The sequence below is a fragment of the Pseudalkalibacillus sp. A8 genome, from assembly GCF_045920555.1.
Classification (GTDB): domain Bacteria; phylum Bacillota; class Bacilli; order Bacillales; family Fictibacillaceae; genus Pseudalkalibacillus.
In genome coordinates, this window is record NZ_CP174509.1 from 4,065,326 (window position 1) to 4,090,905 (window position 25,580).

General features: G+C 42.3%; 23 protein-coding genes. 3 read left to right on the forward strand and 20 right to left on the reverse strand.

The features are described 5' to 3' along the window. The first annotated feature begins 40 nt into the window (after positions 1–40). A complete protein-coding gene (locus ACJROX_RS20905; protein ID WP_408007132.1) occupies positions 41–514 on the forward strand; it encodes a YslB family protein in 474 nt (157 codons plus the stop codon). A 376-nt stretch (positions 515–890) separates the two neighbouring features. Here the strand turns inward: ACJROX_RS20905 and uvrC are convergent, their stop codons facing one another. The 12 genes from uvrC to zapA all read right to left on the reverse strand — a co-directional run bounded on the left by uvrC (position 891) and on the right by zapA (position 15,263). After that, positions 891–2,690, reverse strand: coding sequence for an excinuclease ABC subunit UvrC (gene uvrC / locus ACJROX_RS20910; RefSeq protein WP_408007133.1), 1,800 nt, complete (start codon positions 2,688–2,690; stop codon positions 891–893). Positions 2,691–2,913: 223 nt separating this feature from the next. After that, positions 2,914–3,228, reverse strand: a complete 315-nt coding sequence (gene trxA / locus ACJROX_RS20915; protein ID WP_221566336.1) for a thioredoxin — start codon at positions 3,226–3,228, stop codon at positions 2,914–2,916. A 272-nt stretch (positions 3,229–3,500) separates the two neighbouring features. Continuing rightward, positions 3,501–4,472, reverse strand: a complete 972-nt coding sequence (locus tag ACJROX_RS20920) for an electron transfer flavoprotein subunit alpha/FixB family protein (RefSeq protein WP_408007134.1) — start codon at positions 4,470–4,472, stop codon at positions 3,501–3,503. Between the two features lie 15 nt (positions 4,473–4,487). Next, positions 4,488–5,258: an electron transfer flavoprotein subunit beta/FixA family protein gene (locus tag ACJROX_RS20925; protein WP_408007135.1), complete on the reverse strand. Its 771-nt coding sequence runs from the start codon at positions 5,256–5,258 to the stop codon at positions 4,488–4,490. Positions 5,259–5,276: 18 nt separating this feature from the next. Then, on the reverse strand, positions 5,277–6,050 hold the full coding sequence (locus ACJROX_RS20930; protein WP_408007136.1) for an enoyl-CoA hydratase: 774 nt from the start codon (positions 6,048–6,050) through the stop codon (positions 5,277–5,279). Positions 6,051–6,063: 13 nt separating this feature from the next. Continuing rightward, entirely contained in the window at positions 6,064–6,660 is a 597-nt protein-coding gene (locus ACJROX_RS20935; RefSeq protein ID WP_408007138.1) for a TetR/AcrR family transcriptional regulator, read from the reverse strand. A 378-nt stretch (positions 6,661–7,038) separates the two neighbouring features. Continuing rightward, positions 7,039–8,727: an AMP-binding protein gene (locus ACJROX_RS20940; protein ID WP_408007139.1), complete on the reverse strand. Its 1,689-nt coding sequence runs from the start codon at positions 8,725–8,727 to the stop codon at positions 7,039–7,041. Positions 8,728–9,526: 799 nt separating this feature from the next. Beyond that, positions 9,527–9,934 (reverse strand): DUF350 domain-containing protein, encoded by a 408-nt coding sequence (locus ACJROX_RS20945; protein ID WP_408007140.1) that lies wholly within the window; start codon positions 9,932–9,934, stop codon positions 9,527–9,529. Between the two features lie 15 nt (positions 9,935–9,949). Next, on the reverse strand, positions 9,950–12,307 hold the full coding sequence (locus ACJROX_RS20950) for an endonuclease MutS2 (RefSeq protein ID WP_408007141.1): 2,358 nt from the start codon (positions 12,305–12,307) through the stop codon (positions 9,950–9,952). A gap of 26 nt (positions 12,308–12,333) precedes the next feature. Next, the gene (gene polX, locus ACJROX_RS20955) at positions 12,334–14,046 is read right to left on the reverse strand and encodes a DNA polymerase/3'-5' exonuclease PolX (RefSeq protein ID WP_408007143.1); all 1,713 of its coding nucleotides are present in this window, start codon (positions 14,044–14,046) and stop codon (positions 12,334–12,336) included. A 419-nt stretch (positions 14,047–14,465) separates the two neighbouring features. Beyond that, complete coding sequence (locus ACJROX_RS20960) at positions 14,466–15,014, reverse strand: CvpA family protein (RefSeq protein ID WP_408007144.1); 549 nt, start codon at positions 15,012–15,014, stop codon at positions 14,466–14,468. A gap of 3 nt (positions 15,015–15,017) precedes the next feature. Then, positions 15,018–15,263 carry a cell division protein ZapA gene (zapA, locus tag ACJROX_RS20965; RefSeq protein ID WP_225064162.1) on the reverse strand — a complete coding sequence of 82 codons (246 nt, stop codon included), beginning with the start codon at positions 15,261–15,263 and terminating at the stop codon, positions 15,018–15,020. A 260-nt stretch (positions 15,264–15,523) separates the two neighbouring features. Between zapA and rnhC the strand changes: the two genes are divergently transcribed. After that, the gene (rnhC, locus tag ACJROX_RS20970) at positions 15,524–16,474 is read left to right on the forward strand and encodes a ribonuclease HIII (protein ID WP_408007145.1); all 951 of its coding nucleotides are present in this window, start codon (positions 15,524–15,526) and stop codon (positions 16,472–16,474) included. Positions 16,475–16,590: 116 nt separating this feature from the next. On the opposite strand, the gene pheT is transcribed toward rnhC, so the two are convergent. The 3 genes from pheT to ACJROX_RS20985 all read right to left on the reverse strand — a co-directional run bounded on the left by pheT (position 16,591) and on the right by ACJROX_RS20985 (position 21,417). After that, entirely contained in the window at positions 16,591–19,023 is a 2,433-nt protein-coding gene (pheT, locus tag ACJROX_RS20975) for a phenylalanine--tRNA ligase subunit beta (protein WP_408007146.1), read from the reverse strand. Positions 19,024–19,124: 101 nt separating this feature from the next. Further along, positions 19,125–20,159, reverse strand: a complete 1,035-nt coding sequence (pheS, locus tag ACJROX_RS20980) for a phenylalanine--tRNA ligase subunit alpha (protein WP_408007147.1) — start codon at positions 20,157–20,159, stop codon at positions 19,125–19,127. Positions 20,160–20,655: 496 nt separating this feature from the next. Beyond that, on the reverse strand, positions 20,656–21,417 hold the full coding sequence (locus tag ACJROX_RS20985; protein ID WP_408007148.1) for a TrmH family RNA methyltransferase: 762 nt from the start codon (positions 21,415–21,417) through the stop codon (positions 20,656–20,658). A 140-nt stretch (positions 21,418–21,557) separates the two neighbouring features. Here ACJROX_RS20985 and sspI point away from each other — a divergent pair, with 140 nt between their 5' ends. Further along, a complete protein-coding gene (gene sspI / locus ACJROX_RS20990; protein WP_408007149.1) occupies positions 21,558–21,764 on the forward strand; it encodes a small acid-soluble spore protein SspI in 207 nt (68 codons plus the stop codon). A 58-nt stretch (positions 21,765–21,822) separates the two neighbouring features. Here sspI and ACJROX_RS20995 read toward each other — a convergent pair whose 3' ends face one another. The 5 genes from ACJROX_RS20995 to rplT form a co-directional block, all read right to left on the reverse strand. Further along, positions 21,823–22,908 (reverse strand): M42 family metallopeptidase, encoded by a 1,086-nt coding sequence (locus tag ACJROX_RS20995; RefSeq protein WP_408007150.1) that lies wholly within the window; start codon positions 22,906–22,908, stop codon positions 21,823–21,825. A 31-nt stretch (positions 22,909–22,939) separates the two neighbouring features. After that, positions 22,940–23,434 carry a dUTP diphosphatase gene (locus ACJROX_RS21000; protein ID WP_408011720.1) on the reverse strand — a complete coding sequence of 165 codons (495 nt, stop codon included), beginning with the start codon at positions 23,432–23,434 and terminating at the stop codon, positions 22,940–22,942. Between the two features lie 142 nt (positions 23,435–23,576). Beyond that, entirely contained in the window at positions 23,577–24,149 is a 573-nt protein-coding gene (locus ACJROX_RS21005; protein WP_408007151.1) for a TVP38/TMEM64 family protein, read from the reverse strand. 22 nt (positions 24,150–24,171) lie between these two features. Further along, entirely contained in the window at positions 24,172–24,459 is a 288-nt protein-coding gene (locus ACJROX_RS21010; protein ID WP_408007152.1) for a DUF1294 domain-containing protein, read from the reverse strand. A gap of 644 nt (positions 24,460–25,103) precedes the next feature. Further along, positions 25,104–25,463, reverse strand: a complete 360-nt coding sequence (gene rplT / locus ACJROX_RS21015) for a 50S ribosomal protein L20 (protein ID WP_408007153.1) — start codon at positions 25,461–25,463, stop codon at positions 25,104–25,106. Between the last annotated feature and the right edge of the window lie 117 nt (positions 25,464–25,580).

The window sequence follows — 25,580 nt, forward strand, 5'->3', positions numbered from 1 at the left end:
TATAATGAGATAATGATGAGCGAAGGAGAGGGGAATGCATATGAAAAAAGACAATGATATCCTTCCACAACCGACGAGCGAAAATGAGGGTTACTTATTCGGCTACGAATTGATGAGAGATGTATTGCTGCCTGAACTGTTAGGCAAAGAAGATCATAGTCTTCTATATTGGGCTGGGAGGACCCTTGCGCGCAAATATCCTATGGATACGACAGAAGAACTCATCCAATTCTTTGCAGCTGCCAACTTCGGAGAGTTGCTTCTTAAAGAAGAAACTTCCAAAACGATAACCTTCGAGTTGACTTCTGACCGGATCTCTGACTTGCTTAGTAAAAGAAAGCACGAGGGATTTCAATTGGAAGCTGGCTTCTTGGCTGAGCATATCCAAAGGCAAAAAGATAGAGTTACAGAATCGTTTGAAGAAATTAAGCGGGGCAAGGAAGACAAAATTATTTTCACCGTACAATGGGATCGTAAAGATGAAATTTCAGACCCGAATGTATCTGAAGTTTGATTGGTTTTACATAGGAGATGCTCCGAAGAATGAAATTTCTTTAGGAGCTTCTTTTGTTGTACTTTGGATTATGGCAAGATTTTCAGCTTATACCAGAGCCCTTATTTGCTTAATAACCCTATGTTTTATAAAAATAGAGGACACCAGAACCCTTATTTGATGAAAAGCATTGAAAAACAGCTTCCTTATGCTCAAATAACGGATCAGATGTCCACCAATTACTAGAATTACCCCTTTTTATCACAAATAGCGGATCGTATGATCTCTGATAACAGGTTATTGAACAGAGTGTCTTGACTGGCGAAAAAAACTTATGAAGAAAGTAAAAAACGCAAGTGATTTCTAATGGGAAATCGCTTACGCTTTCCTATACCAATCATTCAGATTCAGTCTCTTTCTTTTCCTGTTCAGTAAAATAAGAGACAATACTTTCTGCAACTGATGTAGGGATTTGCGCCTCTCTCAAATCATCAACGGACGCCTGCTTGATTTTTTTAAAAGAACCAAAGTGACGCAGCAAGGCTTTACGGCGTTTTTCACCGATTCCAGGGATTTTATCGAGGCTTGATTGGACCATCCCCTTTTCACGGATCTTACGATGAAAGGTAATGGCAAAACGATGGACCTCATCTTGTATTCGTTGCAGCAGGTAGAATTCCTGACTATTCCTTGCAAGGGGAACTGTTTCAGGCGGATCGCCCATCATCAATTGTGCTGTATTATGTTTTTCATCTTTCACCAGCCCGCAAACCGGGATCGATAAGCCCAACTCATTTTCGAGGACATCGATGGCTGCACTGATCTGACCCTTTCCTCCATCAATGATAATAAGATCGGGAAGCGGCAAGTCTTCTTTTAAGACACGGGAATACCTTCTTCGCGTAACTTCTTTCATCGATGCATAATCATCCGGGCCTTCTACAGTCTTGATTTTATACTTCCGGTATTGTTTCTTATTCGGTTTCCCGTCAGTAAACACGACCATTGCAGAAACGGGATTGGTTCCTTGGATATTAGAGTTATCAAATGCTTCAATTAAATGTGGTGTTGCAATCCTCAGCTTTTTCCCAAGCCCCTCAACCGCATTGATCGTCCGTTCCTCGTCCCTCTGGATCAGTTCGAATTTTTCGCTTAAAGCGATCTGGGCATTTTTCGTTGCAAGATTAACCAGGTCTTTCTTTTTACCTCGTTGGGGTTGAGTTACTGGAATCTCAAGCAGTTCCTCCAACAAATGATGCTCAACATGCTTCGGTACGAAAATTTCTTTTGGCATGATATGATCCTTTTGCAAATAAAATTGTCCGACAAAAGAAAGGAATTCTTCCTCAGGGTCACCGTAAACTGGGAAAAGTGAAACATCACGTTCAATCAGCTTTCCCTGGCGAACAAAGAATACTTGGATACACATCCAGCCTTTATCAACATGATATCCGAAAACATCACGGTCCTTCTGATCGGTATGAACCATCTTTTGCTGTTCCATGACTGACTCGATATGCCTGATTTGATCTCTAAGTTCTTTCGCCCTTTCAAATTCAAGTTTTTCAGCAGCCTCTTCCATTTTCCGTTGCAGATCACGTTTAACCTCTTTATGGCCGCCGTTAAGAAAACGGTAAATTCCTTCAATCATTTCCCGGTTCTGCTCATTGCTTACTTCATAGACACATGGAGCAAGGCATTGTCCCATATGATAATATAGACAAACCCGATCAGGAAGCGTTTTGCATTTCCTCAGTGGATAGATCCGATCGAGTAACTTTTTCGTCTCATTGGCTGCATACACATTCGGATACGGTCCAAAATACCTACCTGTTCCTTTTTTCACTTTTCGGGTTGTAATCAATCTAGGGTGTTTTTCATTCGTAACCTTGATATATGGGTAGCTTTTATCATCTTTCAACATTACATTGTAGCGGGGATCATGCTTTTTAATCAGATTCATCTCAAGGACAAGTGCTTCTAAATCCGATGTAGTGACGATATATTCAAAATCCTGTATTTCCAGGACGAGCCGCTGTGTCTTCCCATCATGGGATCCGGAAAAATAAGAACGGACTCGATTACGCAGATTTTTGGCTTTCCCGACATATATGATAGTCCCATTCCGATCCTTCATAAGATAACAGCCAGGCTGGTCTGGCAGGACGGACAGCTTTTGCTTCAACTGTTGATTCATCTTTCAACCTCCTTAAGGAGTGACATTTCTTTTTTATATGGTTTTGCTATACCAAATTGCTGATTACGAAATTTCAACAAATCCTTTTATGTATTAATCACGAATCCTATCGTTGATTTGATTGTATCATCCTCGAACATTTAATGGAAAAAAGACAAACTGCAACCTGAAAAAGAGGCTGGTTCCTTGTAAGGAATCAGCCCCATTTGGTTGATTACATGGATTATTGGTGTTTGTTGATCAGGTCGACTAGTGCTTCTTTCGGTTGGAAACCGACCACTTGATCGACGACTTCACCATTTTTGAAAAGCATCAGTGTAGGAATACTCATTACTCCGAACTTCCCTGCTGTCTCCTGGTTTTCATCTACATCAAGTTTAACGATTTTAACACTATCGCTCATTTCACTATCAATCTCTTCCAATACTGGTGCAATCATTTTACAAGGTCCGCACCATGGAGCCCAAAAATCAGCTAATACAAGGCCTTCACTTGTTTCTGATGTGAAATTTTGGTCTGTTGCTTTCACGATTGCCATATTAATGCCTCCTCATCATTTCGCTTACAATGCAAAGTATATCACCTTACAAAAAAACTTCCCACTAATTTGTTTTTACTTGTAGCATACCCGATTTCGCCTAACTCACACACTATTTTAACTTCGGATATTAAACCGCAGATCAAAGAAAAGGACCGGCTCATCTGTATCTGTTACTCCATCTTATACATTCCGAGGAACGTTGTGAGGAGAACTTTTTTGAGCCAATCCATGTTAGTGATATAATCATTTCTTTTTTTAACCAGACCGAATTAGACGAGTACTTTCTTGAATTCTTCTGTAAGCTTCGGAACGACTTCAAAAAGATCTCCCACGATTCCGTAATCCGCTACATTGAAGATGTTCGCTTCAGGGTCTTTGTTGATTGCCACGATGACCTTCGAGTTGGACATACCGGCCAAGTGCTGGATGGCTCCAGAAATACCGCAAGCGATATAAAGGTCCGGTGTAACGACTTTACCGGTCTGACCGATTTGCAGGCCATAGTCGCAATACTCCGCGTCACACGCACCGCGTGATGCTCCGACTGCCGCTCCAAGAACTTCTGCAAGCTCTTCCAATGGGCCGAATCCGTCAGCAGACTTCACACCGCGCCCACCTGCAACAATGATTTTCGCTTCTGAAAGATCGACACCATCCGACGTCTTCCGAACAATCTCTTTAATAATCATACGGAGATCCTTGATCGTCACATCAACATTCGTGACATCCCCCGAACGACTTTCATCTTTCTCAGGAGCCGCAATGTTGTTCGGACGAATCGTCACAAACGAAATCCCATCTGTGATGATTTTCTTTTCGAACGCTTTCCCGGAGTAGATTGGGCGAGTATAGATCAGGTTTCCACCTGTATTCTCAATATCAGTGACATCTGAAACCAGACCGGATCCGAGTTTAGCTGCAATACGCGGTGAAAGGTCTTTCCCCATTGCCGTGTGACCGAAGACGATTCCTTCAGGGTTTTCCTGATCGATCACTTGCATCAACGCTTGAGAATAACCATCTGTTGTATACGTTTTCAAATTTTCGTCTTCCACAACCAATACGCGGTCTGCTCCATAGTGGATCAAGTTACTCGCTAGTCCGCTTACAGATTCACCGCATAGGACACCGACGATTTCTCCGCCTTCAGAGATTTCTTTTGCTGCAGCAATCGCTTCATATGATACATTACGTAATTCTCCGTCTCTGACTTCTCCTAAAACTAATACTTTTTTAGCCATGGTTTCTCTCCCCTTCTATATCACTTTTGCTTCTGAGCGTAACAATGACACTAGTTCTTTTACTTGATCGTCAACTTCCCCTTCAAGGACCTTACCTGCTTGCTTTTCAGGCGGCAAGTATACTTCTAGTGTTCTTGTCTTTCCTTCCACATCATCTTCATCTAGGTCGAGATCATCAAGTTCCAGCTCTTCAAGGGGTTTCTTCTTTGCTTTCATGATCCCTGGAAGGGAAGGATAACGCGGATCGTTCAACCCTTGCTGTGCAGTAACGAGGACTGGTAAAGAAGTTTCAATCACTTCCACGTCCCCTTCTACATCCCGCTCAATCTTTACGGTCGAGCCGTCAATTTCCAATTTCGTAATCGTCGTAACATGTGGAATGTCCAATAATTCTGCAAGACGTGGACCGACTTGTCCAGATGCGCCGTCAATCGCCACGTTACCTCCAAGGATGATATCCACTTCTTTATCTTCGAAGTATGCCGCAAGGATTTTTGCAGTTGAGAATTGGTCTCCATCCTCTACATCTTCATCGTCGATTAATGCGGCTTTATCAGCACCCATCGCCAGGGCTGTACGAAGCTGCTTATCACTTTCCTCTTCTCCGACAGTGACGACCGTAACCTCTCCGCCATGCTCATCACGTAATTTGATGGCTTCCTCTACGGCATATTCATCGTACGGATTGATGATGAATTCCACACCATCTTCACTGATTTTGCCGTTTTCGATTGCAATCTTCTCTTCCGTATCGAATGTACGTTTTAAAATCACATAAATATTCATTACTTTTCCCCTCCAATATTAACGGTCTTTAAAATCTGGTTTTCGTTTTTCTATGAAAGCTTGAATACCTTCTTGCCCATCATAGGACGCAAAGGCTTTCCCGAAAAATTCAGTTTCTTTTTTAGCTCCTGCTTCATATTCACCTTTTCGAGCATAGTCTACTAGTTTCAAAGCCAAGCCCACCGCTACAGAACTTTTAGCTGCTGCTTTACCAGCAAGTCCATAAGCCTTATCGAGCAGTTCATCTTCTGAAACGACGTGGTTCGCTAACCCTAATCGATGTGCTTCAGTACCAGAAATCGGCTCACTGGTCAAAAGCATTTCAGTCGCTTTTGCTGCACCGACATAGTGCGGAAGACGTTGAGATCCAGCAAACCCGGGCACCAAACCAAGCTGAAGCTCTGGCAAGCCAAGCTTCGTATTATCCGTCACTATCCTCATGTGACATGACATGGCTAGTTCAAGTCCCCCACCAAGCGCCGCACCGTGTACTGCTGCTATGACAGGTTTTGAAATTTGTTCGATCCGATCAAACACCTGTTGTCCGAAGGCACCGAGTTCAGAGAATCCATCCGCATCATTGACGGTTGTAAATTCTTTTATATCTGCACCCGCTGAGAAGAATCTTCCTTCTCCACGAATGACAATCGCCTTTATCTCTGTATCATTCTCCACTTCATCGAATACTGAATTCAGCTCTTTGATCATCGGGGAACAGAGGGCATTCGCAGGCGCGTGTTGCAATAGAATCGTACAAATGTTGTTTTCTTTTGAATAGGATAAGTACTCCAAAATTTCTCCTCCTCTAACTTGGTCTATAACGGAAGCCATTAATCAATAAATCGTGGACTGGTTTTGCAAGCGCTATCAAATCAAAACGATGATCATTCATTACCCAGCTCGTAGTCGTCTCATCTATAGTGCCGAAAATCATTTGCCGGACAATTCGGATATCAAGGTCTGGATGGAAAACCTTTTGATCGATGCCTTCAAGGATGATCGAATCGACCAATTCCAGATATCGCTTCAGCACTTCTCCTATTTTTGCCCGTAATTCCCGATTCGTCTGACGGAGCTCCAACTGGGTGACGATTGCAAGTTCATGGTCCACTGATAGCTGCTTGAAGTGCATTTCAATCAACGTTAACAGCTTATCTTCAACAGATTGCTTATGTTCGATTTCATCGATTGTCGTGTCGATAAAACGTCCCATCTTTTCACGAAACAAAGAGATGAGAAGATCCTCCTTGTTTTTGAAATATAGATAGATGGTTCCATCAGCCACACCAGCTTCACGTGCGATCTTGGAAATCTGAGATTGGTGATAGCCGTATTTTGCTATGACCGTTACAGCTGCATCGATTATTTTTTCATATTTGGGGCCTTTACGTTTTACGGTCATCTGTTTTACCTCCACAGTAAAGAAAACTTGGCTCGGCTAAGCCTTTGGTGTAGGCAGAGCCAAAGTTACCCTTATACTGAAGAAAGTATTTTATACTTTCTTCAAGTGTCAAAAAATGAATGAACATTCACTCGGGTTAATTGTACTGTAGTTGAAGGTAAAAAGTCAATGAATCTTTCGTATTTTTCAGAACTTTACGCATCCTGTTTTTAAGTATAACGTCAACAGTTTGACATAGCAATTGTTAATCATCTGGACTGGATTTAGCACAATTTTTTATAGTTTAGATCGTACACTCTCTACAACTACAAAATCATCTCTACAACTAAATGGGTTCCACGAAGAAAGACCCCACCTATGTGAGGTCTCCATCATACATCATGCATTTTGTTTTTGTTTCTGCTTTTCTTTTTCTTCCTCAACAAGTACTCTTCGAAGCACTTTACCTACCATAGTCTTCGGAAGTTCGTCTCGGAATTCATAAAGGCGCGGTACTTTAAATGAAGCCAGGTGCTTTCTGCAATGTTCATCCAGTTCTTGTTCGGTACATTTGGTATTATCCTTCAGTACGACGAAAGCTTTCACCGTTTCTCCACGATATGGGTCAGGAACACCGATGACGGTCGCTTCCCTTACCTTCGGATGCTCATACAGGATCTCCTCGATCTCACGCGGATAAATATTAAACCCACCAGCAATGATCATATCCTTTTTCCGATCGACGATATAAAAGTATCCATTCTCATCCATATAACCCATATCACCGGTCAAAAGCCAGCCTTCGTGGAAGGTTGAAGCAGTTTCTTCGGGCTGATTCCAGTAGCCTTTCATCACTTGTGGACCTTTGATCATCAGTTCGCCTACTTCATTGACACCAGCTATTGCACCAGTCTCTGCAGACAAAACGGCTGCTTCGGTATTCGGCCAAGGTACACCGATACTTCCTTTCATACGATTATCATACAAGAAGTTAGCATGCGTAACAGGTGAGGCTTCAGTCAATCCGTATCCTTCTACGAGATTTCCTCCTGTCATGGATTCAAAATTCTCTTGAACCTCCACAGGCAGTGGTGCTGATCCACTGATACAACTTGCAATCGAAGATAGGTCATAAGACTTGATACTCGGCTCATTCAACAAGGCAATATACATCGTCGGCGCGCCAGGGAACATCGTCGGTTTGTGCTTTCCGATCGCTTTCAATACTTGTTTTGGATCAAACCTAGGGAGAATGATCATTTCTGACAAGTACATGATCGAAAAGTTCATGACACAAGTCATTCCATAAACATGAAAGAAAGGCAGTGCTCCAAGGATCTTCTCTTCCCCATATTTCGCCTTATACATCCACGATCGGCATTGCATCGTATTCGCTACAAGGTTGTAATGAGTCAGCATGACCCCCTTTGCTGGCCCTGTCGTCCCGCCTGTATATTGCAGTAGTGCGAGATCTTCCATCGGGGCGATATCAAGCTCGATAGGGTTTGAAGAGCCTTCATCGATCATTTTTTTAAAAGCATGGACCTTATCGTTATAATTGATATTGACGACGATATTGGTCTGTCTTTTTTGGATAAAAGGATAGATGAGATTCTTCGGAAACGGAAGATAATCCTTTACCCCTGTCACAATCACGTTCGTTAATTCTGTTCGGCTTTTGACAGCTTCTACTCTCGGGAACAACAAATCCAAGCAGATGATGATTTTTGATCCTGAGTCGATCAGTTGATGCTCCAACTCCCGCTCTGTATATAACGGGTTCGTCTGTACAACAATCCCGCCAGCCATCAATACACCATAGTAACTGATGACGGATTGCGGGGAATTCGGCAGCATGATCGCTACTCTGTCACCTTTCTGTATGCCGAGTGAACGCAGTTGATTCGCCATTTTAAGAGAACTTTCGTATACCTCACCATACGTTATCCTTTTGCCTAAAAACTCCAAAGCAGGTTTGCCAGGATGCTTGCTTGCTGTATCCTCCAGATAAAATTGCAACGGCTTCTCGTCAATTTCGACTTCTTGAGGGATCTCTTCGGGATATTGCTGTAACCATCTTTTCTCCACTTAATCTCCTCCTTTTATACCGCTCCTTTCCATTAAAAACTCACTCTCTATCACCATTATAATGAAAACGGATTCAATTTTACATATTTTTTGAATATTTTTTCATTTAAAGATTTTACCATTTCCCTTTTACAGAGCGATATAGCAAGCATTACTTCTAATTCAAATATATGAAAATGTCGATAAAAAAGACCTTACCAAGCCAAAATCCTCAGTAAGGTCTTCTCAGAAAATTATAAGTTATCATTTGTTATGTTTATAATACTTCTTTTAAAAAAGCCCATTTTTACGAAATTCACTCCCTTTCCGCGGGCGATCCGCAAGCCTCTCGCTCACTTGCACAGGGATCTCAACACAAAAATGAAATCATTTTCGTGTCTGCGATAAGAATCCATAGAAGCTTTCCTTATGCTGGCTTCGTCGTTCACCACAAGAACCACGGAATTAATTTACATCCTTGTAGTTTTGCGCCGAGTAACCGCAGGCTCAGGACGTACTTGTACAGGATGTACTGACTTCGACGTTCACCACAGGACGTGGTGGTATTTAGTCGAAGTTCATTATTATACTCAGAGATCCTTAAATCGCTGCGGGGTCTCGCCTGGCTCGCTTTTCCCGCTGGAGTGTCGTAAATTTCGCTTAAAGTGATCACTTTGTAAAAAGTCACGTCCAATACGACGGTATATCATTTGTTGGGTTTTTAAACTTCCTCTAAAAAAAGAGGTAGATCACCCCTGCCAGAATGAACAACCCGCAACAAACCAACAGGACCTTCCATAATGTTTCCATATCTTTTCACCTATCCGATTCCACTGCCAATCACAAATGATAATCCAATCGAAATGATCATGGAAATCAGACCGACAGCTCTATTATCCTTTTGAATTTCATCATCAATACGAAAGCGGGGCGTAAGAAATTCGAATATGAAATATCCGATCAACATCAATAAAAATCCATATGCACCCCAGACCATCATATCAACGATTGTATCGTTATGCTCAATCGAGTAGCGGAATATGTTGGCTATCCCGAATATTTTTCCTCCAGTAGCCATTGCAACTGAGAGATTCCCTTTACTGATCTCTTCCCAGTTTTTATACTTTGTTACGACCTCAAAAACAGCTAAGAATACAACTAAACTTAAAACTACTACACTATAATTTGCTACGGTTTCAATGTAAGGATTCGTCAACCAACTACCCATTTCCGCCCCCACTTTCTATTTCAACCCAACAATCGTTACACCGCTTCCGCCTTCACCTGCAGAACCTAATCGAGTCGATTTCACATTCGGATGCTCCTTGAGCAAGGATTGGACCCCTTTCCTTAGAGCTCCGGTCCCTTTCCCGTGGATGATTGAAACCTGTGGATATCCAGCCAACAGAGATTCATCCAAAAATTTATCAACTGTACGAAGTGCGTTTTCATAACGTTCGCCTCGTAAGTCCAATTCTGGTTTTGTTACAGATGAGCCTTCTACTTTTACGAATGGTTTAGGTTCACGTTTCTTTTCTGTTTTGATCGGCTCCAGCTCGTTCGCTTTAACCGTCATTTTCATGATCCCGATTTGGACTTGATATTCATCAGTGCCGACTTTTTCAACAATATGGCCTTTCTGATTCACACTCAACACTTTCACTTCTTGGCCAGGTATAAGGTTGTCCAGTGTTTTCTTCGTTGGCCTTACTTGCTTTTTCGTTTTCGAATCGAAGTCCGGTATCGCTTCGTCTAAACGTTTTTGTGCTTCAATCAACTTGTGCTCTTTCACATTACCATATTCTTTCTGGTAAGCTCGGAGCTCTTTTAAAATAGCATCGGCTTCTTTACGTGCTTTTTCCACCGATTGCTGAGCTTCTTGTTCAGCTTTTGTAAACAGCTTTTCTTTGAAATGTTCGAATTCATCTAACTTTTTCTCTAAATCCTTTTTCAATGCTTCAGCTTCATCGTGGAGATCTGTTGCTATCGACCGTTCACGTTCTGCTTTTTTCTGAGCATCTTCCAAGGATGCGATCATAACATCGATTTTATTGTTGTCTGCACTGATATGGCCACGAGCATTCTCAATAATCTTCTCATCCAACCCGATTCGTCTCGAAATCTCAAAAGCATTACTCCGTCCCGGTACGCCGATCAATAAACGATACGTTGGGCGTAATGTCTCCACATCAAATTCAACGCTCGCATTCATCACACCAGTCCGGTTGTATGCATAGGCTTTCAACTCACTATAGTGGGTAGTGGCGACAACTTTTGCCCCGCGTTCATTCACATAATCCAGTATAGAGATGGCGAGGGCAGCTCCCTCTGTAGGATCCGTTCCTGCTCCTAATTCATCAAAAAGAACAAGGGACTTGAAATTCACTTTGTCCAAAATGTTTACAATGTTGGTCATATGTGAAGAGAACGTACTCAAGCTTTGTTCAATCGATTGTTCGTCCCCGATATCTGCATAGATCGCCTCGAAGACCGTTACCTCAGATTCTTCTTCTGTCGGTATTTGTAAGCCGGATTGAACCATCAATGACAGAAGGCCGATCGTCTTAATTGTTACCGTCTTCCCGCCGGTGTTGGGACCGGTGATCACAAGAGCGTTATACTCACCGCCTAATTCAACATCGATCGGCACAACTTCTTCAGCTGGAATGAGAGGATGGCGTGCATGTTTCAAGCGGATATACTCTTTGTCATTCAAAATCGGCTTCGTCGCTTTGATTGAATGTCCATAACGAGCTTTTGCAATGATGAAGTCAATCTCAGCAAGGACGTTAACATTATGAGTAAGGAAGGTTGATACTTCAGCAACCGTTTCTGTCAAAGCTTTTAAAATCCGTTGGATCTCTTGATACTCCTTACTCTTTGCTTCTTTCAACTGGTTGTTGATCGTCACAACTGCCTGTGGCTCGATGAACAATGTGGCTCCTGAAGCGGATTGATCGTGGACCATTCCACCGAATGCTGAACGGTACTCTTGTTTGACTGGGATGACATAGCGGTCATTCCTGATTGTCACGATTGCATCAGATAGCATCTTTTGGGACTTTGAAGAACGGATGATCGATTCCAATTTTTCGCGGATTCGAGACTCATAGCTTCTTAACTGCTGACGGATCGTCCTTAGGGCTGGACTTGCAGAATCCATTACATACCCCTGATCGTCAATGCAATCTTTGATTTTAGTTTCGACCTCCATCAAGGGGTCGATCTGCTCAACAAGGTCTTGCAAGATCGGCAGTTCGATTTCCTCATCAAGAATGCTTTCTATAAATCGTTTGAACCTTCTTCCCCCATAAATGGTTGTTGAAATATCAACCAATTCTTCTGGATTGAGTATACCCCCGATCTCACTTCGTTTGACAGAAGCACGTATGTCACGTATTCCTCCTAACGGCACATTCCCTTTCAACCGAAGAACCTGTACACCTTCATCTGTACTGCTTTGTTGATGAGCTACATCTTCAAAATTCGTCCATGGTACCAATTCGCTGATCTTTTCTTTTCCTAAGGAGGAGGAGACATGCTCGAGTAGTTGCTCTTTAATCTTTGTATATTCTAAAACTCTTAATATTCGTTCGTTCACTTGAAAGCCTCCTGTTAACAGTTCACTTACTTATGCCGGTCTAAGAAAGTACGAAACTCTTCCAAACTATAAGCGTTCAAGACATTCTCTTTCCGCAATAACGCTTGTTGACCGACACAGACACCGATATCCATATGTTCAAGGGTCTCCCTGACATGGGCATCTGTATTGATTGACAGCTTTACACCTTGTTCCTCGGCTTTTTCCAACCATTTCGGTGCCAAATCCAACCGGTTAGGGTTTGCATTCAATTCTAACGCTGTGTTCGTTTCTGCTGCCATTTCAATTAATCGTTCAAAATCCACTGCATAACCTTTACGGCGTCCAATGATTCTTCCAGTAGGATGAGCAATCAGATCGACATGCGGATTATTGAATGCCGTTTCGAAACGTTTCATAATTTTCTCTTCACTTTGCGAAAAAGATGAATGGATCGACGCAATAACAAAGTCAAGTTCGGCTAAAACCGCATCTTCATAATCTAAAGATCCATCAGGTAAAATATCCATCTCTATCCCGGATAAAATCGTAAAGTCATCCCACTTTTCATTCACTCGTCTGATTTCTGCTTGTTGTTCTTTGATTCGCTCTGGCGTCAAGCCATTCGCAACACGTAAAAATTGAGAATGGTCCGTTATGACAATATAGCTATATCCTCTACTTCGTGCAGCCTCAGCCATCTCTACAATCGAATTCGCACCATCACTCCACGTCGTATGCATGTGGAGATCACTCTTTATATCTTCTTGCTTCAGATAGTCGACTTTGTTTTTAAAAAGTTCAAGCTCATTTCTCCCTTGCCGAACTTGTGGAGGGATGAATTCCAACCCAAAATGGTTAAAAAACGCTTCCTCGCTTTCAAAAGTCTTGATCTCTCCAGACTCTGTGTCTTCTACACCATATTCACTTAATTTTTCAGATCGTTCCTTTGCGAGCTGGCGCATCTTGATGTTGTGTTCTTTGGAACCTGTAAAATAATGCAGTGCACTCGCAAACGCTTCAGGTTTCACAAGACGGAAGTCGACTGAAATATCATAATCATACGTGATGACGACAGACACTTTTGTCGATCCTGATGCAATGACCTGTGTCACGTTTTCAAGCTTTTCGAGCTCCGGAGCGATTTTATCAGGGGTATTTGTGCCAATAAGGAAATCGATATCCTTGATCGTCTCGCTAAAACGCCGTAAACTTCCTGCCCGTGAATAACGCTCGATGCCATCAAGTGTGGAGAGTTGTTCTTCTATTCTTTCAGCGATCGGCAACATCATCGCAATCGGTAGACGTTCAGGTCGTTTTCCGAAGTCTTCAATAGCTGCAAGGATCTTTTCCTCTGTTTTCTTCCCGAACCCCTGCATTTTTTGGACTCGATTCTGTTCACATACTTTTTTTAAGGATTGAATATCCGTGACTCCAAGTTCATGGTAAAGCTTTGCAATCTTCTTGCCTCCTAGGCCTGGCAAGTGGACCAAGCTAAGCAAGCCTGCTGGCAATTCTTCCTTCAACTCTTCCAAAAGGGATGATTCACCGGTTTCCAAGATCTCTTCAATCACCGATAAAGTGCCTTTTCCAATGCCTTTGATTTTCGAAAGGTCGTCCATTTCAGAGATCGTCCTTGAATCACTTTCCAACGCCTGGGCGGCTCTTCGATAGGCTGATACTTTAAAACTATTTTCCCCTTTTATTTCCATATAAAGAGCAATCTGCTCCAATATCCTGACAATTTGCTTTTTATTCACCAGATGACCCCTCCTTTGCTTGATTTATCAAAGGCTGTTTTCTAAAAGTTTGTTCCTAATGAATACTGATAAGGAGATGAATGAAAGTCTATAGAAATGGAAATATGCGAGACTCCTGCGGGATAGCAAGCTAAGCGAGACCCCGCACTCTTTAAAAAGGATCTTCGACTAAAAACCACCTGTGGTGACGTCGAAGCCAGCATAAGGAAAGCTTCTTAGAAATCTCATCGCAGACACGAAAATGATTTCATTTTTGTGTTGACATCCGTGTGCAAGTGAGGGAGGCTTGCAAATTGTCCGCGGAAAGCGAATATATTTCCAATTTGTAAAAAACAACAATCTATACGAATACAGCCTTACAAAAAAGCTGGAATGTAGAAAAAGGGCGTGACTCAAAGTGTCAGCCCCTTTACTCTTAGTTAAATCTTTGTATTGATTTCAGCAATCCACATGCTTTTTATTTTTTCAGAAAAAACTGGCGTGTGTTCTACCATTGCTTTAGCAACGACAGAATCTCCCATGGCTGTTTGTATCGATGTGAGCGGAACAAGAGCAGCAATGTACAAGAAAAGGAAGATGACCAAATATACCTCCACAAAGCCAAGGACGCCTCCTAACCAGCCATTGATCGTCCTCAATATAGGAAGATCTGCAAGGAAGTCTAACATCGATCCTAGAATTTGCAGAATTATTTTCGTTGCAAAGAACAGCATTGCAAATGCAATTGCCCGATAATACGCATCTTCTAAAAATCCAGCATTCATGAATATTGCAAGGCTGCTTTCCTCTGATACTGTTGGATAAGGAATCCATAGCCTTAATTTAGGAGCCAACTCATCGAAATAAAGATAAGCAACGATAAAAGCAGCGATGAACCCAGTCAAGTGAACAAGCTGCAGAATCAATCCCCTTCTTAACCCGACGAGAAAGCCGACCACCAATACCCCTATTAAAATCAAATCAATCATTTGTTATTCCTCTTTCTGTTTCTCTAATTGTCTGACACGTTCCTGTAATTTCAAATAGTCGCTCGTAATATTTACGGATGTAAGAACAGCTAATTGTTTAGCATCGAGATTATTGCTTTGATGTCGAATCTCTCTCATTTTTTTATCGACAATTGATGCTACTCTATTGACATGTCCTGGGTCCTCTTCACCAACAATAGTGTATTGCTGACCATAAATATGTACAATTGTTCGATTACCGTTAGACACCCACAAGCCTCCTAACTCGAAAATAACTATTCATTATATTAACACGAACTACTGAGAATGGGAATAATGAGACTCCACGGTTTTACATATTATTACAAACGATAATCCTTCCATTTTATTTTACTGAATATGTGAATATGATTTCAACCTATTTTCTATTCGCGTGCCCCGGCTGCCTCCGTTATAATTGTGTTAGACTAATCTATCTGTTACATTGATGTATGTTTTATAATTTTATAGGAACGAAGGTGAACCATACAATGTCTCATGCTGTACTGAAATTGAATCAAGCACAAATCAATAAAATTAAAAATGAATATCAACCCTACATACAATCGAACGTTCCCCAAGGCGGATTATTCGTTGCAAAAGTGGAAGGCTGTACGATTACCGCCTACAAGTCAGGAAAAATCCTTTTCCAGGGACCGGCTGCCGAGCAAGAATCCTCTCGTTGGGGTAAAGAAGAAACAAGTTCAAGCGTTCCAGGAAAAGCCAAGGGGCGAAAAAAACACGCATACCTACCACCTGAAAATGTCGGCTCAATGTCCCTGATCGGTTCAGATGAGGTTGGTACAGGGGATTTCTTCGGACCGATTACAGTCGTAGCTGCTTTTGTATCAAAGGAACAACTTACGCTTGTAAAAGAACTGGGTGTAAAGGATTCGAAGCTTTTGAAGGATCCACAAATCATCGAAATCGCAAAAGACCTGATTCAATGCATTCCTTATAGTCTATTGGTGCTCGATAATCCCAAATACAATGAACTGCAGAGTAAAGGGATGTCTCAAGGAAAGATGAAGGCAATGCTCCATCAGAAGGCGATCGGTAACGTACTTTCAAAAGTATCAAATTCTGCTGCTGTGGAAGGTGTTTTGATCGATCAATTTTGCGAGCCTCCTGTTTATTTCAAACATACGAATTCACAGCCGGGTATAAATCCACCATTCTTTTTCGAAACAAAAGCGGAAGCGCTCCACCTCTCTGTCGCAGCAGCTTCCATCATCGCCCGTTATGCTTTCCTTAACAAAATGGATGAGTTATCCGATTCTATCGGATTTCCACTACCCAAAGGAGCCGGTCCTCTTGTTGATGAAGCCGCTGCCAGGGTCATTTTCAAACACGGAGTGGAAGGATTGAAAAAAGTGAGTAAAGCCCATTTCGCCAATACCCAAAAAGCGAAGAGACTTGCGCAACAGAAGCGGAAAGGCTGAATTGAGAGCTTTACCATAGGTGTTCTTTGAAAGGTATTATCTATTATCTTTAAAAAAACGACTCCCATAAAAAATAAATCAGGGTAGACGCCATCTGGTGTCTACCCTTTTTCATATCAGCCTCTCATGGTTGCTTTGAACTTTTCTTTTACATAGCTGAGGACTTTGCTATGGACTTTTTCCACATCTTCATCTGTAAGTGTTTTTTCTGGATTGTAGTAGGTCAGAGAGTATGCGACTGACTTTTTCCCTGCATCCATATGTTCTCCTTCATACAAGTCGAAGATCGATACTTCTTTCAATAATTCGCCGCCGGCAGCTTTAATGCCAGATTGGACGTCTCCTGCACGCACATCCTGATCAAGGATCAAAGCGATGTCACGTGAAATCGATGGATATCGTGGTAAAGCAGAATACACCACTGGATCCACATCAGTCTCGAACACTACATCGAGGTTAAGTTCGAACAGGTATGTTTCCTTGATGTCCCATTCTTTTTGATCTGCAGGGTGCAATTGTCCGACAACCCCGATCTGTTTCCCATCAAGCAACACGATTGCGGTACGGCCTGGATGGAACCCTTCACGTTTCACTTGTTGATACTCGATTCGTTCGCTAACTCCAAGCTTTTTGAACAAACCGCCCAGCACACCTTTTACGACATAAAAGTCTACAGGTTTCTTTTCCTGCTGCCATGGGTGGAAGTGCCATAGCCCTGAGAATGCGCCGGCTAACTTTTGATGTTCGTTCGGCAGGTTTGCCAAGTTTGTTTCCTCTGTCAAATAGGTGGAACCGACTTCGAAAACTGCAACATCGTTCAACTGGCGATTTTGGTTGTACTGAACTACTTCTAAAAGTTGTGGCAATAACGTACGGCGCAAAACTGCACGTTCTTCACTCATCGGCATTGAGACAGAAATATAAGCTGGGTCATCCTCTGTAGCTAGGCCATGATAGGCGTTAGCTTTCTCTTTCGTCGTCAGTGAGTAAGTTAGTGCCTGATAAAGACCTACGCTTTCCAGATAGCGGCGGACTTTACGTCTTTTCGTTTGAGCAGGAGTCAGTCCTCCTGTTGTAGTTGAGCCTTCTGGTAATGTTGTAGGAATTTTATCATAGCCATAAATACGACCGATTTCTTCAATCAAATCCTCTTCCAGGGTAATGTCAGGTCGTCTAGCTGGCACCTCAACCGTGAATTCATCATTGTCATGTTCATACGAAAACCCGAGTCGTTCCAAGATTTCGTGAATCTCTTTCGATTCAATATTTGTTCCTAATACTTTATTGGCCCGCTCACCGCGTACTATAACTTTTTCTGGGTCTACGAATCTTGGGCCCGCTTCCACAATCCCTTCAAGAACCTCGCCTCCCGCTAATTCTGCCATCAATTCAGCAGCACGGTTGGCGGCCTCATAAATACGGTTGCGGTCGATCCCTTTTTCGAAGCGTGTAGACGATTCACTTCGAAGTCCGAGGTCTTTGGAAGCTTGGCGGACAATAGAAGGGTTGAAGTAGGCAGCTTCAAGTAAAATCGTCGTCGTCTCACCTGAAACTTCTGAATCTGCGCCACCCATCACACCTGCTACAGCTACCGGTTTCGTTCCGTTCGTGATGACGAGATGATGCGCTTCAAGCTTTCTTTTTTCGTCATCTAACGTCATGATTTCTTCTCCTGCTTCCGCTCGTCTGACGAGAACATCCTTTGATCCGAATCGGTCATAGTCGAAAGCATGAAGAGGTTGACCATATTCAAGCAGCACATAGTTTGTAATATCAACCACGTTGTTGATCGGCCGGATCCCTGCTGATATCAAGCGGTTTTGCATCCATTCAGGAGATGGTCCCACTTTAATGTTACGGATCACTTTTGCACCATAATACGGATTATCCTCGTAGTCATCCACCTTGACTGAGATATAGTCAGAAGCCGATTCATTGCTTTCATTCAATGACGGCTTTGGTAACATCAATTTTCTTTCAAAGACAGCAGCTGTTTCATAAGCCACCCCGATCATATTCAAGCAATCAGCTCGGTTCGGGGTAAGCCCCAATTCTAAAATGTGATCGTCCAGGTTGAGGTAAGAAAGTGCGTTCTTCCCGACTTCAGCTTCCTCCTGCATGACATAAATGCCATCCGCAAATTCCTTTGGTATCATTTTCGCATCAACACCAAGTTCTTCTAAGGAACAGATCATACCGTTTGAAACTTCTCCACGGAGTTTCGCTTTTTTGATTTTGAAATTACCTGGAAGAACCGCCCCGACTGTTGCAACTGGAACTTTTTGGCCAGCCCCGACGTTTGGAGCTCCACAGATGATTTGGACCGGGTCACCTTCCCCGATATTCACCTGGCATACATTCAATTTATCAGCATCAGGGTGTTGTTCGCACTTTTCAACATGGCCGACAACAACGCCGGATATACCCTGGCTCAAAGATTCGACGCCCTCAACCTCAATGCCGCTTTTCGTGATCCGATCAGCAAGCTCATCTGGTTGAATACCATCGAGATCCACATATTCTTTTAACCAATTATAGGATACTAACATAATTTACACTCCCCGTATATATTTGTTCAAATAAGTCACCTAAGGGAGGACCACCAGCTGACTAACATCTGTTAGCCTCCGCACTTTTGACTTCATTACTTTTAGGCACGTTTGAATTGTTCAAGGAACCGAAGATCATTCGCATAAAAGTGACGGATATCGTCAATTCCGTACTTCAGCATTGCGATCCGTTCAGGTCCCATACCAAACGCAAAGCCTGTGTACTCTTTCGAATCGAATCCTGCCATTTCAAGTACATTCGGGTGGACCATTCCAGCTCCTAAAATTTCAATCCAACCAGTCCTCTTACAGATCGAGCATCCTGCACCGTTACATTTAAAACAAGATACATCGACTTCAACAGATGGTTCAGTGAATGGGAAGAAACTTGGACGAAGTCGGATTTCCCGTTCTTCTCCAAACAATTTCTGCGCAAACAGTGTCAGTGTTCCTTTCAAATCACTCATCCGGATATTTTTATCAACTAGAAGACCCTCAATCTGCATGAACTGATGAGAGTGTGTCGCATCATCCGTATCACGGCGATAGACCTTACCAGGGCTGATAATTTTGACAGGACCTTTCCCTTTATGTTTTTCCATCGTACGTGCTTGCACGGGTGACGTCTGCGTACGTAAGAGGAGGTCTTCGGTGATGAAGAAAGAATCCTGCATATCTCTGGCAGGGTGGTTCTTCGGAAGATTCAACGCCTCAAAATTATAGTAGTCTGTTTCAACCTCTGGACCCTCAGCAACTGAAAAACCCATACCAATGAAAAGATCTTCAATTTCTTCGATTACTGCTGTAAGGGGATGTGCGTTCCCTTGGCGGATCGGCCGTCCAGGCAAAGTTACATCAATCGTTTCATTACTCAGTTGGCGATCAAGTTCTTCCCTTTCAAGTTTCTCCTGTTTGGATTCAACTTTTGTCGTGATGACTTCTCTTACTTCATTTGCTAACTGGCCCATCTTTGGTCTTTCTTCAGCTGGTAGTTTCCCCATACCTCTTAATACTTCAGTGATTGGACCTTTCTTACCTAAATATTCAACTCGAATATCCTGCAATTCCTTTAATGAAGAAGCCTGTTCGATTTTTTCAACAGCTTCCTCCTGCAGGGTCATCAAACGTTCTTTCATAACTTATTCCTCCCTTATCTTCGTAAACTTACCCTGTAAAAAGTTAAAAAATTTCCTATCCAAGTTATTGCGCAAGCAATGGGGCTCTGGAGAGTCAAGGGTGTCATGCTTGCATGTAAAACCTTACCGACACGGAAGAGCCAGGATAGGGAGCAAAAATGCCATAAAAACAAAAAACCTTCATCCCAGAAAGGGACGAAGGCATCGCGTTACCACCCTAATTAACAGCAAAAAAACAAAAAAGGCTGTTCACTTCATTATGTAACGGTTTCCCGGCACAATCTTAGCTCATCAAAAATCCGATCAGTGTCGAAAGGCAACTCCGGAGTGAATTCCATCATCTCTACCATAAGCACGCTCCCAGTCTATGGCGTCCTCTCCCTGAATGGCGACCTATAATGTACTACTTTCCATCATCGTCATTTTTCAATATATTTTATTAGTTAACTATACTGTATTATAAGGAATCAAAAAAGTTCCTGCAACTATTATCGCCTTATTTATGCACTTTTAGACCATATAACAAAATTCCCGTAGCTACTGCCACATTAAGTGATTCTGCCTGTCCATAAATCGGTACGAAAAGATTCTGATCCGTGGATGCCAGAAGATCTTCATGCACACCGTTCGCTTCATTCCCTAAAAGCAGAGCATAACCGCTCGTTTTTTGGGATGAGGTATAGGGTATGCCGCCCTTGAGAGAAGTACCGAACACCTGGATCCCTTTCTCCTTCATTCGCGGAATCAATTCAAGCAAATTTCCTTTTACGATAGGCAAGTGAAAGAGTGATCCTTGCGTCGATCTAATGACCTTACTGTTGTATAGATCCACCGTTCCGTTTCCGAGGACTACACCGTTAGCCCCCGCGCTGTCTGCGGTCCGGATAATCGTCCCTAAATTTCCTGGGTCCTGGATCCCGTCAAGTAAAAGGTAGGTACCATCAGAACTGAGCTCCATTTCCTTGTCTGTCACTTGAACAATCGCTACCACACCTTGGGGAGTCTCTGTATCTGCAAGTTCCCCGATCACAGAGGGTGCTGCAACCCAGGTCGTCACATTTCCTGTATGCCAATTAGATGGAATACGGAACGATTCATCGATGATCAAGTCGGTTACTTCAGCATTATGCTTTAAAGCCTCCTCAATCAAATGCGGACCTTCAATAATGAAAGCACCAGCTTTGTCTCTGCCCTTTTTTCTTTTTAACTTGTTCCATTCCTTAACACGTCCATTTTTAGGTGAAGTAATTCGATTCATCGTTTTTCATTCCTTAATCCAAAATAATAATGCTATTATACGTGATAATCATACATAATCCAATCCGACTGGATAAAAACTATCAATATACAAATGCTATGCACATCATTCTTAAACGAAAAATAAGAGGTGAAAAGAGTATGGATCTAAATCTAAGAAAAGCAGTTTTAGCGAATGTTTCTGGAAATAGCCACGAAGAGCTTGAAAGCACGATTGTTGAAGCGATCAACAGCGGAGAAGAAAAGATGCTGCCTGGTCTCGGAGTACTTTTTGAGATCATCTGGCAGAACTCTGATGAATCAGAGAAAACCGAAATACTTGAAATTCTTGCAGAAGGTCTTCAATAACCAGAATTAGAAAGACATGAAAAATAGGACTCCACATTAAGGGGTCCTCTTCTTCATTTCAGGATTGTTTGATTTGGTGTACCATTTTCTCATCAAGGCCTTTAATAAGCTCTACCATCAGCCGTACAGTCTGTTCATAATCATCTCGATGTATGATAGAGGCATTCGTATGCAGGTAGCGGGTGGCGATCGTTATCGAAATCGCTGGAACTCCTTCATGACTGATATGGATATTCCCTGCATCTGTACCTCCTCCAGCTGTAGTATCGATCTGGTAAGGGATTTTATTTCTTTCTGCTGTTTCGATGACAAAGTCCCGTAACCCTTTATGAGAAATCGTCCTCGCGTCATAAATGATGATCTGAGGTCCTTCACCAAGCTTAGATAAAGCGTCCCGGTCCGTCACTCCTGGAGTATCACCTGGAATCCCCGTGTCAATGGCGAATGCAATATCCGGTTGGATCATATGTGCTGCTGTCTTAGCACCACGTAATCCTACTTCTTCCTGGACAGTGCCTACACCAAAAATGGTATTCTGATGCTTGATTTTTTTCAGCTGCCTCAACGTATCAATTACAATTGCGCACCCAATACGATTGTCGAAGGCTTTAGCAAGCAGCATTTTCGGATTGCTCATGACCGTAAACTCAAAGTACGGAATGACGGAATCACCTTGCCGTACTCCAAATTCCAAGGCATTGTCCTTATCGGAAGCACCGATATCTATATACATATCCTTAATCGGTACAGGCTTCTTCCTCGCCTCAGGTGAAAGGATATGTGGCGGCTTAGAACCGATGACGCCTACTACGTCTCCCTTTTTCGTTTTGACAGTGACACGTTGGGCGAGCAAAACTTGTTCCCACCAGCCTCCAACAGGTTGAAAGCGCAGGAAACCTTTATCATCGATTCTTGTCACCATGAATCCGACTTCATCCAGGTGGCCTGCCAGCATAATGCTCGGGCCGTCTTTGGAACCTTTTTTCTTAGCAATCAAACTGCCGAGATTATCGTAAAATACCTCATCAGCATAGGGCTCGATATATTTTTTCATAACCTCTCTTGGTTCTGATTCGTCGCCTGAGATTCCTTTTGCATCTGTCAATTCCTTGAGCATGGTAAGTGTTTCATCTGAATTTTTCATGAAGAACCTCCTGATGTCTAATCGTGGTGTATTAATACCCCTGATCTTGACGTGCGTGGTTCACCTGATTCTTCGATAAATAAGCTTTTTGTATCTCTTCAGTGGTAAAACCTAAAATCCGTCCGATCATCAGATAGTCTTCCATTAATTGATTGTAATTATTGACGTCATCTCGATTGTTTTCGAATATAGTCACGCTCTCATAGACCTTCAAGAAAGCACGGACAGGATTCTCGTTGGTAACTTCTGGTAAACGCGCATACTCCGGAACATCATAAGGGAGAATCAACCCAATCGAAAGCAAAAAGTGAATACCATCCACGTACTCTTCCAGAATGACTTCTTTAGTTGAAGGCGGCTTCGAGCTCCAAAATTTGAAACACCGTGTTTCATTTGCAAGTTCACCAATTTCGACGAGCAATGCAAGGATTTTTTCATTCAATAAATCTTCCCTTTCCAATCCTCTTTCGGATTCAATACGGCGATCTAATTCATTTTGCATCTTATACATTTGTTGTAATTCCAGGTCCATCGTATTTCCCCTCTCCTAATGCTTTCTCCAGTATAACAAGGAACATCATGGACCTTAAGGATTTCTTCTCATTAAAAATGCCGGAACCCCCTTTTAAAGAGCATACCGGCATTTATGAGTATGATGGTATCTTAAATCAACGTGCATCCGCAAAGAAATCCTGCCATTTGTAAACCCATTCTTTACGCCTTAGTACGTAAAATAACACTGCTAAGATACAAAGGATGCTGATCATCCAATGTAGCGTCAATTGGTTCAGCCAGCTTCCAAACGATGTATAGACAATAGCTAAAGGTACATTTGTAAATAAGGATAGCTTGGTGTAGTCTTTAAAATTTCTTGCAATCTCAATGATACAGAGTGAGATGAGATGAAAATGAAGAAATGGGACCAACCTTAAAATGGTGATTTGTCCGATTGAGAGTTCTGAACGTTTTCCAAACCATTTTTCTTTCATATTCATGACTTTGCTGAAGGATTTCGGTAAGGATTTTACAATTGCATAAAAATAGACACTGACTAATGTCACACCGATGATGGAATAGATCGTCCCGAAAACTACTCCGAAAACTAAACCACCAAGAATACAAATGAATCCGACTGGAATAAATAAAAATTGCCGTAATATGTGCAAGAAAATAAATAGGACTGGGGCAAATGCACCGCTTTCACCGAGCCAATGGATGAGTTGCATTGCATGCTGTTCCATCTCCATCCCCCCCATAAACAATTTATGAGAGGGGGAACGTACTTAGACCTTGCCTGTTGGCAGACAAGTATAGGTAAATACTGATCTGAAGAATGATCAAAACCGGAACCCCTATTCGAAAGGATGTGTGCTTCGTCTTATGACGGAATAGCTGCATGCCAGCAAGAATCCCGATCGCACCCCCTATAATGGAAACGATCCACAGATGTGTCTCAGAGATCCTCCATTGCTGTCTTTTTGCTTTTTGTTTATCCATGAACATGATGATTAGACCATAAAAATTAATTACAACCAATATGTAAATGATCATCGTTTACGCTTCCTTTTCTTCTTATTGGATTTTTTTAGTTTCCGGGATGGTGCTTGCAGGCTGTTTTCTGATCCACTTTATGTATTTGCTCGCTCGTACGAAGGGATTTCAAATCTGGATATAAAGTCGACAGCTCTTCATTCGTAAAGAGAGCAAGAACCTGTTTATGGCACGGAATGCAGAGATCAGCCGTTTCACCGAATGTCCCTCCGTACTCATGGGACCATGTATGGTCATTTGTCTTGACGCCTTACCAGCCGTAGTTCACATAATGATGTTATAGAATCCATAAATCATCTCCAAACTTCCTGCCGAGTTAGGACGCCTACTTTGAGGACCTCGTTTTCCGATTTTTGCATTTTCAGGGTGTCAAAACCCTTCTTTGAGGACCCCGTTTTCTGGATTTCGCATTTTCAGGGTGTCAAAACCCTTCTTCGTTTTCAGGATTTCGCATTTTCAGGGTGTCAAAACCCTTCTTTGAGTACCTCGTTTTCCGATTTTCGTATTTTCAAGTACTCAAAAACCTTCTCTTGAGTAGGCAACAGCGCCTACAACTTCAATCTTTGTGAAAACTGGCTCTAGAACCATTAATACCCAACGATATATAAAAAGAGGCTGACCACATTTAGTCAACCCCTTGTTATTTACGCCTTAAGGCTATCTTTAGCTTTGTTTGCAAGTTCAGCAAAAGCTTTTTCATCGTTTACAGCAAGCTCAGCCAGCATCTTACGGTTAACGTCGATTCCAGCTTGCTTCAATCCGTGCATCATGCGGCTGTATGAAATTCCGTTCACACGAGCAGCAGCGTTGATACGTGTGATCCATAATTTACGGAAATCACGCTTCTTCTGACGACGGTCACGGTACGCATAGCGTAGTGATTTGAATACTTGTTGTTGAGCAACTTTAAATAATTTATGTTTCGCACCAAAATAACCTTTAGCAAGTTTTAAGACGCGCTTACGACGACGACGTGTTACATAGCCACCTTTTACTCTTGGCATTGTAATCCCTCCTGTATTTTTCAGTAATTGATAAGTTCAATACGGGTTCAAAAGTCGACGAATCAGAAACAAGAAGTTCAAGGTATGAAGGTTTTGAGGAAGGCTACTAACTTGAAA

Coding starts and splice junctions, on each gene's coding strand:
- ACJROX_RS20905 (WP_408007132.1), top strand. CDS start 41: ATGAAAAAAGACAATGATATCCTTCCACAACCGACGAGCGAAAATGAG.
- uvrC (WP_408007133.1), bottom strand. CDS start 2,690: ATGAATCAACAGTTGAAGCAAAAGCTGTCCGTCCTGCCAGACCAGCCT.
- trxA (WP_221566336.1), bottom strand. CDS start 3,228: ATGGCAATCGTGAAAGCAACAGACCAAAATTTCACATCAGAAACAAGT.
- ACJROX_RS20920 (WP_408007134.1), bottom strand. CDS start 4,472: ATGGCTAAAAAAGTATTAGTTTTAGGAGAAGTCAGAGACGGAGAATTA.
- ACJROX_RS20925 (WP_408007135.1), bottom strand. CDS start 5,258: ATGAATATTTATGTGATTTTAAAACGTACATTCGATACGGAAGAGAAG.
- ACJROX_RS20935 (WP_408007138.1), bottom strand. CDS start 6,660: ATGACCGTAAAACGTAAAGGCCCCAAATATGAAAAAATAATCGATGCA.
- ACJROX_RS20945 (WP_408007140.1), bottom strand. CDS start 9,934: ATGGGTAGTTGGTTGACGAATCCTTACATTGAAACCGTAGCAAATTAT.
- ACJROX_RS20960 (WP_408007144.1), bottom strand. CDS start 15,014: ATGATTGATTTGATTTTAATAGGGGTATTGGTGGTCGGCTTTCTCGTC.
- rnhC (WP_408007145.1), top strand. CDS start 15,524: ATGTCTCATGCTGTACTGAAATTGAATCAAGCACAAATCAATAAAATT.
- pheT (WP_408007146.1), bottom strand. CDS start 19,023: ATGTTAGTATCCTATAATTGGTTAAAAGAATATGTGGATCTCGATGGT.
- pheS (WP_408007147.1), bottom strand. CDS start 20,159: ATGAAAGAACGTTTGATGACCCTGCAGGAGGAAGCTGTTGAAAAAATC.
- ACJROX_RS20985 (WP_408007148.1), bottom strand. CDS start 21,417: ATGAATCGAATTACTTCACCTAAAAATGGACGTGTTAAGGAATGGAAC.
- sspI (WP_408007149.1), top strand. CDS start 21,558: ATGGATCTAAATCTAAGAAAAGCAGTTTTAGCGAATGTTTCTGGAAAT.
- ACJROX_RS20995 (WP_408007150.1), bottom strand. CDS start 22,908: ATGAAAAATTCAGATGAAACACTTACCATGCTCAAGGAATTGACAGAT.
- ACJROX_RS21005 (WP_408007151.1), bottom strand. CDS start 24,149: ATGGAACAGCATGCAATGCAACTCATCCATTGGCTCGGTGAAAGCGGT.
- ACJROX_RS21010 (WP_408007152.1), bottom strand. CDS start 24,459: ATGATCATTTACATATTGGTTGTAATTAATTTTTATGGTCTAATCATC.
- rplT (WP_408007153.1), bottom strand. CDS start 25,463: ATGCCAAGAGTAAAAGGTGGCTATGTAACACGTCGTCGTCGTAAGCGC.